This window comes from Streptomyces recifensis (assembly GCF_002154615.1).
Lineage (GTDB): Bacteria > Actinomycetota > Actinomycetes > Streptomycetales > Streptomycetaceae > Streptomyces > Streptomyces griseoluteus.
Genome location: NZ_MUNH01000445.1, coordinates 1 through 5,959 on the forward strand (window position 1 = coordinate 1; position 5,959 = coordinate 5,959).

The window sequence follows — 5,959 nt, forward strand, 5'->3', positions numbered from 1 at the left end:
CGGCTCGGGCCGACGGCGCCTTAGGGCCGACCCGAGTGGGGTCTGGTGCGTGCAGGTGCAAGGCGGAGGAGGGAGTCGACGCGGAGCGTCGGGGAGTGACGACAACGCCGCAGATGTGCGTGCCAGGCACCGCGACCCCGGCAAGATCCGGAAGACAGGCCCTAGGGGCGCTCGTCCTCGGGGCCCCGGCGGGCCGCGGAGAGGGTCCAGGCCAGGTTGCCGAACGCCGCTCCGGCCGCGACCGCGGCGACGATCACCCCGCCGGTGGTCAGGCCGTCGCTGAACAGGTGCGGACGCTGGTCGAGGCTGTGCAGTCCGAAGCCGCACAGTTCGTAGACGCCGACGGCCGCGATGGCGAGGCTGACGAAGAGCAGGGTCAGGGTGGGTTTCAGGTCCCGCACATCGACGACCGGCGTCGACGCGGTCCCCGCCGGTTCGGTCTCGGATCGTGTCTGGTGCATGTCTCCCCGATGAACTGGCTTGTGGCTGGGGGCGGTTGAAAACCTACGATACGTAGGCCCGGCCCGGTGCGGGCGGGTTTGCCGTGCGGTTGCTCCCTGGGTGTGGACAACGACGGCCGGCCCTTCCGGGCGACGGCTCTGGCGTCCGGACTGGCGAGCGAGGCCGTGTATACGACCCCCTCCATCATGGCCGACGGCTCAGTGCCGCAGTGCCGTCCCCACGTCGGCCCGTATGTCGCCGGACAGCTGGCGGTGGCTGCGGGCGGTGGCCCGGCCGGTCGCCCCGGCCGCGACATCGTCGATGTTCACGATCACCGTGTCCTGCAGATCGCCCTTCGCGTCACGGAAGTTGACCTGCACGGTGAAGGACTTCTTCTCGCCGGTGGTGTTCTTCGCGGACACCTCGGCCGTGGGCACGTTGCCCTTGCCGGTGGTGACCTTTCCCACCGAAACGTCCTTCTTGGCGTCCACCCCGCCCTTGACCTGGTCCAGCTTCCGCCTGGCCTCCGCCGTGGCCGAGGCCACCGTGCCGGAGGCCCGTGAGGCGAGGGAGGAGGCGGCCGAGGCGGCCTTGCTGGCCTGGCCGGAGGGGCTGTTGCCGTCCGAGCAGCCGGTCACCGCGACCGCGAGCGCCGCCATCAGTGCCGTCCCGGCCACCCGCCGTGTCCCGCACCCAGCCATGCCAGCCTCCCGAATTCGGCTCCGCTGCCCCCAGTGAAGGCGGGGTCACCGTCGTCCGCACGCCGGGTGCGGCAGGCGTGGGGCGCGCACACCTGAACGGCCCACCGTCGCTCGCGCCCGCCCGGGGCTCGGGATGTGCTGCTCCTACGGCAGGCAGGGCACGGCTTCGACGGAGGTGGACCGGCATGGCGGATCGGGAGCCGGGCGACGACGAGATGGCCCGGCTGCGGGAGCGCGTCGACGCGCTGGAGTCCCGCCCGGCGCCCGTACGGCACCGCATGCGCTCGGTGTGCGCGGCCGTACTGATCGTTCTTGGCTGCCTGCTGGCGCCGCTGGCCCTGGTCGCCACCTGGACGGCCGACCTGGCGGACGACACCGACCAGTACGTCGCCACCGTCGCGCCCCTGGCCCACGACCCCGCCGTGCAGAACGCCGCCGCCGCGCGGATCACCGACGAGCTGATGCGCTACCTGGACCTGAGCGACCTGTTGAAGGACGTGGCCCCGGCCGACCGGCCCCGGCTGGAGAAGGCCCTCGGCGCGCTCGGGAAGTCGCTCGACGACGCGATCTCCGGGTTCGTCCAGGACAAGGCGCGCGAGGTCGTCGCGTCCGAGACCTTCGCCCGCTTCTGGACCGATGCCAACCGCCGGCTCCACACCACGGTGGACAAGGCGCTGACCGGCAGCGGCGGCGGAGCGGTACGGATCGAGGGGGACGCTGTGACGGTCGATCTGGCCCCCGTCGTCCAGCAGGTCAAGTCCCGGCTGGTGGACGCGGGTCTGAAGCCCGCCGCCAAGATCCCGGACGTGCATACGGACTTCACGGTCCTGCGGACGGAGAAGGTCGCCGATCTCCAGACGTACTTCCGGCTGCTGCAACTGGCCGGGGTATGGCTGCCCGTCGTCGCCGCCCTGCTGCTCGCCGGCGGGGTGCTGCTGGCGGTCCGCCGGCGCCGGGCGCTGGTGGCGGCGGCTCTCGGGTTCGCCGTCACCGCCCTCCTGCTGGGCGTGGGCCTGAGTGTCTTCCGGGCCTTCTACCTGGACGCGCTGCCCGCCTCGGTGTCCCAGCCCGCCGCCGGCGCCGTCTACGACACCCTGACCCGCTTCCTGCGCACGGCGGTACGGGCGGTGGTCGCCCTCGGCGTGGTCCTCGCCCTGGCCGCCTGGCTCAGCGGCCCCGGCCGCCACGCCCGCGCCCTGCGCCAGATCTGGCACGCGGGCATCGGTGCGGCCCGCGCCCAGACCGACCGCCTCGGCCTGCGCACCGGCCCGGTGGGCCCCTTCGTCCACCGCCACCGGGTCTGGCTCGGCTGGCTGCTGGTGGCGGGGGCGGTGGTCGTGTTCGTCCTGTGGCCGCACCCCACCGGCTGGGTGGTCGTGGGCATCGCGCTGGCGTTGCTGTTCGCGCTGGCGGTGGTGGACTTCGTGGGGGAGGAGCGGGCGGCCTGAGCCGTCAGACGGGGTCGCGGCGGAGGCGGGCACACGGACGGTCCCACCTCCGGAATCCTCCGCTCAGGGCCACACCAAGCAGTACGGCTGATGCCCCGCCTCGTGCAGCCGGTGGCTGAAGTCCTGCCACTCGTGCAGGAGTTGGTACACGTTGAAGGCGTCGCGGGGGCCGCCGCGGTCCGGGACCGTGGACCAGATGAAGGCGGCCGCGCCGACCGCTTCCTCGCCGATGTCGCGGAGGGGGTCGACGACGGTCATGGGGAGCTTGACGACGGCGTAGTCGGGGTGGAGGACGACGAGTTCGAGGGGCGGGACCTTGTGGAGGGGGACGCCCTCGATGCCGGTCAGCACCATCGCGGCCATCGTCTCCGGCTTGATCTTGGTGAACATGCCGTTCATGCCCAGCTCGTCGCCGCCGAGTTCCTCGGGACGCATCGAGATGGGGACGCGGGCAGCGGTCGCGCCGTCCGGCGCACCGAAGTATTTGTACGTCACCCCCACCCGACCACCATTTCTGCTCCCCGCCCCGAGGTCGGCGGTCCGGTCGCCCCGCTCGGGCTCACTCGGTAGACCCTGTGCCTGTCGTGCGTCGGCCTGACGTGTTTCGGTCGCTTCCTCCGCTTCGCGCCGGTGCCTTCCCCGCCGGGCTCGCCGAGGACCCAGGTCGTCAGTCCCCTCGCCCAGTCCGCCACCGCGATGCATATCTCCACCCGAGTGCTTTTCTAGGACGCGTGGCCCCCGCCGCGCAACCCGATCATCGTGTCAGTGACCTCCCCCACGGCCGCCCGCCGAAACGTGCGGTGAAACCGAAGTCCGCAGGATCTTCCCGGTCTCAGATCACTACGTGCCGCGGAGGTGTGTGTATCAGGTGTCAGTCTCGCAGATCGTGAAACACCGGCCAGGAAGGTCGGCCGGATCGGCCCCCACGAGCGACGGGAGGAGCGCGGGACCCCGCCCCGACGGGGCACGGCGCCGCCGCCGGGCCGCTCCGCCTACCCTGAGGGGGTCACCACCCCACCGGATTCCGAGAAGTCGGAGAAGCCGCACGTCATGAGCGAAACGCCCTACCCCTACGACGCGCCCGCCTCGCAGGCGCTCTTCGACCGCGCCTCCGAGGTCACGCCGGGTGGCGTGAACTCGCCGGTGCGCGCCTTCCGCGCGGTCGGCGGCACGCCCCGGTTCATGGTCTCGGGCAGCGGGCCGTACCTGACCGACGCCGACGGGCGTGAGTACGTCGACCTGGTCTGCTCCTGGGGTCCGATGATCCTGGGCCACTCGCACCCCGAGGTCATCGCCGCCGTCCAGGAGGCGGTCGCGCGCGGCACCTCCTTCGGCACGCCCGGTGAGGGCGAGGTCGCGCTCGCCGAGGAGATCGTCGCCCGCGTCGAGCCGGTCGAGCAGGTCCGTCTCGTCAGCAGCGGCACCGAGGCCACCATGTCGGCCATCCGGCTGGCCCGCGGCTTCACCCGGCGGTCCAAGGTGATCAAGTTCGCCGGCTGCTACCACGGCCACGTCGACTCCCTGCTGGCCTCCGCCGGCTCGGGCCTCGCCACCTTCGCGCTGCCGGACACGCCCGGTGTCACCGGGGCGCAGGCGGGCGACACCATCGTGCTGCCGTACAACGACCTCGAGGCCGTACAGGAAGCCTTCCACCGGCACCCCGGCGAGATCGCCTGCGTGATCACCGAGGCGTCGCCGGGCAACATGGGCGTCGTCCCGCCGGAGCCCGGTTTCAATCAGGGCCTGAAGGACGCCTGCGCCAAGAACGGCGCGCTGTACATCTCCGACGAGGTGATGACCGGCTTCCGCACCTCCCGCGCCGGCTGGTACGGCGTCGACGGCGTCAAGCCCGACCTGATGACCTTCGGCAAGGTGATGGGCGGCGGCTTCCCCGCGGCCGCGTTCGGCGGGCGCGCCGACGTCATGGCGCACCTCGCCCCGGCCGGCCCGGTGTACCAGGCGGGCACCCTCTCCGGTAACCCGGTCGCCACCGCCGCCGGTCTCGCCCAGCTCCGGCTGCTGGACGACGCGGCGTACGACAAGGTCGACGCGGTCTCCGCGCAGATCCAGTCGCTGGTCACCGAGGCGCTCGGCAAGGAGGGCGTGGCCCACCGGCTGCAGCACGCCTCCAACATGTTCTCGGTGTTCTTCACCGACCGGCAGGTGCGCACCTACGAGGACGCCAAGCGGCAGGAGTCGTTCCGCTTCACCGCGTTCTTCCACTCGCTGCTGGCGAACGGCGTGTACCTGCCGCCGTCGTCCTTCGAGTCCTGGTTCGTGTCCACGGCCCACGACGAGCGGGCCATCCAGAAGATCGCCGACGCCCTCCCGGCGGCGGCCCGAGCCGCCGCGGAGGCGACCGCGTGACCACCCCCGAGAGCAACGCCGGTGAGAAGGACGTCACCGTCGTCCACCTGATGCGCCACGGCGAGGTGCACAACCCCGACGGCCTGCTGTACGGGCGGCTGCCCGGCTACCACCTCTCCGAGCTGGGCCGGAAGATGGCCGAGCGGGTCGCCGAGCACCTGGCCCCGCGCGACATCACCCATGTCGTCGCCTCCCCGCTGGAGCGGGCGCAGGAGACGGCCACCCCGATCGCCAAGGCGCACGGTCTCGACCTCTCCATCGATGCCCGGCTCATCGAGGCGGACAACGTCTTCCAGGGCAAGACCTTCGGGGTCGGGGACGGCGCGCTGCGCAACCCGGACAACTGGAAGCACCTGGTCAACCCGTTCAAGCCGTCCTGGGGCGAGCCGTACGTCGACCAGGTGGTGCGGATGATGGGCGCGCTGAACGCGGCCAAGGACGCGGCGCGCGGGCACGAGGCGGTGCTGGTGAGCCATCAGCTCCCGATCTGGATCGTGCGCAGCTACGTCGAGCGGCGCCGGCTCTGGCACGACCCGCGCAAGCGGCAGTGCACGCTGGCCTCGCTGACGTCCTTCACCTACCTCGGCGACAAGATCGTGTCCGTCGGCTACAGCGAGCCCGCGATCGACCTGGTGCCGGCGCATCTGCGCGCGGGGGCCAAGCCGCAGAAGGGCTCCGAGGCGCAGGGCAAGGCTTTCGGCGCCTGAACCGGCCGATCGAGGAACCTCCCCGTTCGTCACATCATCTGACTGGGTGAATCCAGTGAGCGTGACGAATCGGGGAGCTTCATGCAGACCATCACCCGGCGGGGAATACTCGGCCTCGGCGCGGGAGCGGCGGCGGCCGGACTCGTCGGCTGCGGCACCTCCGCCTCCGTGGGCGGCGGCAAGCACCCGAGCGGTTCGGACAAGCCCTCGCCCCGTGGCAGCACCCCCGCCAAGGCCCGCCCCATCGGCGACGGCTCCACCGCCTTCACCGGCAAGCAGCCCCATCAGCCCGCCC

General features: G+C 72.0%; 6 protein-coding genes and 1 pseudogene. 4 read left to right on the forward strand and 3 right to left on the reverse strand.

From position 1 onward, the window contains the following. Positions 1-161 precede the first annotated feature (161 nt). Both CCN33_RS22190 and CCN33_RS22195 read right to left on the reverse strand, forming a co-directional pair. Entirely contained in the window at positions 162-461 is a 300-nt protein-coding gene (locus CCN33_RS22190) for a hypothetical protein (RefSeq protein WP_086695293.1), read from the reverse strand. A 198-nt stretch (positions 462-659) separates the two neighbouring features. Beyond that, positions 660-1,142 (reverse strand): hypothetical protein, encoded by a 483-nt coding sequence (locus CCN33_RS22195; RefSeq protein WP_086695294.1) that lies wholly within the window; start codon positions 1,140-1,142, stop codon positions 660-662. 185 nt (positions 1,143-1,327) lie between these two features. Here CCN33_RS22195 and CCN33_RS22200 point away from each other — a divergent pair, with 185 nt between their 5' ends. Continuing rightward, positions 1,328-2,590 carry a hypothetical protein gene (locus tag CCN33_RS22200; protein WP_107483973.1) on the forward strand — a complete coding sequence of 421 codons (1,263 nt, stop codon included), beginning with the start codon at positions 1,328-1,330 and terminating at the stop codon, positions 2,588-2,590. Positions 2,591-2,653: 63 nt separating this feature from the next. On the opposite strand, the gene CCN33_RS22205 is transcribed toward CCN33_RS22200, so the two are convergent. Then, on the reverse strand, positions 2,654-3,292 hold the full coding sequence (locus tag CCN33_RS22205) for a hypothetical protein (protein WP_202460864.1): 639 nt from the start codon (positions 3,290-3,292) through the stop codon (positions 2,654-2,656). Between the two features lie 348 nt (positions 3,293-3,640). Here CCN33_RS22205 and hemL point away from each other — a divergent pair, with 348 nt between their 5' ends. From hemL to CCN33_RS22225, 3 genes and pseudogenes are all read left to right on the forward strand, one after another. Beyond that, positions 3,641-4,957 (forward strand): glutamate-1-semialdehyde 2,1-aminomutase, encoded by a 1,317-nt coding sequence (gene hemL / locus CCN33_RS22215; RefSeq protein ID WP_086695296.1) that lies wholly within the window; start codon positions 3,641-3,643, stop codon positions 4,955-4,957. Positions 4,958-5,007: 50 nt separating this feature from the next. After that, the gene (locus CCN33_RS22220) at positions 5,008-5,664 is read left to right on the forward strand and encodes a histidine phosphatase family protein (protein ID WP_086695298.1); all 657 of its coding nucleotides are present in this window, start codon (positions 5,008-5,010) and stop codon (positions 5,662-5,664) included. 81 nt (positions 5,665-5,745) lie between these two features. Beyond that, positions 5,746-5,959, forward strand: a pseudogene (locus CCN33_RS22225) (hypothetical protein); the annotation flags it as partial.